The organism is Aquibium sp. ELW1220, from assembly GCF_030398385.1.
GTDB lineage: Bacteria > Pseudomonadota > Alphaproteobacteria > Rhizobiales > Rhizobiaceae > Aquibium.
This window is the reverse complement of the sequence record NZ_JAOAOQ010000117.1, coordinates 1-940: the sequence shown is the minus strand read 5'-3', so window position 1 is coordinate 940 and position 940 is coordinate 1. Positions and strand designations below refer to the sequence as shown.

The following is a 940-nucleotide window of genomic DNA, read 5'->3' as shown; positions in this document are numbered from 1 at the left end:
CTTGGGGGCCGTAGCTCAGCTGGGAGAGCGCCTGCTTTGCAAGCAGGATGTCGTCGGTTCGATCCCGTCCGGCTCCACCATTGTGCCCCTGTTGGGGAATGCGAAATCACTCGCAGCAAAAGTTTGCGGAAGGCTTCTTGCCTTTCGCCTGTTCTGCATGACATCGTGAAGAGAAGATTTGTTCGAGTTCCGCCAGGGAAACCTGTGCGGTCCGTCGCCGTGGGACGCTCAATCCCTGGCAAATGATTGGTTGCCTGACCGCGCCATCGGACAGATCTCGAGAAGCTGGTCTTTTCTGCCAGGCGCATTGATCTTCGGGTCGATGGGCATTGGCAATGAGAATGATCAAGTGTCTTAAGGGCAATTGGTGGATGCCTTGGCATGCACAGGCGATGAAGGACGTGATACGCTGCGATAAGCGTCGGGGAGGTGCGAATACCCTTTGATCCGACGATTTCCGAATGGGGCAACCCACCTGAGATACTTGGTAAGTCAATTTTGTTCTGTCTTCACGGATGAGCGCGGCTTCGGCCGCTATCCTCCGGACGGGGGCGCGCAGCGATGCGCGACGGCCGGTCAGCCTTGCGAGCGCCTTGCGTTCGTGGGGCTTTCCGCCGCTGGACGGAATTGATTACCAAGTATCGCAATCAGGTATCTTGTCTTGAATACATAGGGACAAGAAGCGAACGCGGGGAACTGAAACATCTAAGTACCCGTAGGAAAGGACATCAACCGAGACTCCGCAAGTAGTGGCGAGCGAACGCGGACCAGGCCAGTGGCAATCATGAGACAAGTGGAACGCTCTGGAAAGTGCGGCCATAGCGGGTGACAGCCCCGTACACGTAATGCGAATGATTGTCCTCGAGTAGGGCGGGACACGTGAAATCCTGTCTGAACATGGGGCGACCACGCTCCAAGCCTAAGTACTCGTGCATGACCG

The 940-nt window shown here is 56.5% G+C and carries 1 tRNA gene and 1 rRNA gene; both read left to right on the top strand.

The window, feature by feature from the left end:
- The first annotated feature begins 4 nt into the window (after positions 1-4).
- Positions 5-80, top strand: a tRNA-Ala gene (locus tag N1F91_RS30960).
- Between the two features lie 263 nt (positions 81-343).
- Positions 344-940, top strand: a 23S ribosomal RNA gene (locus N1F91_RS30955); the annotation flags it as partial.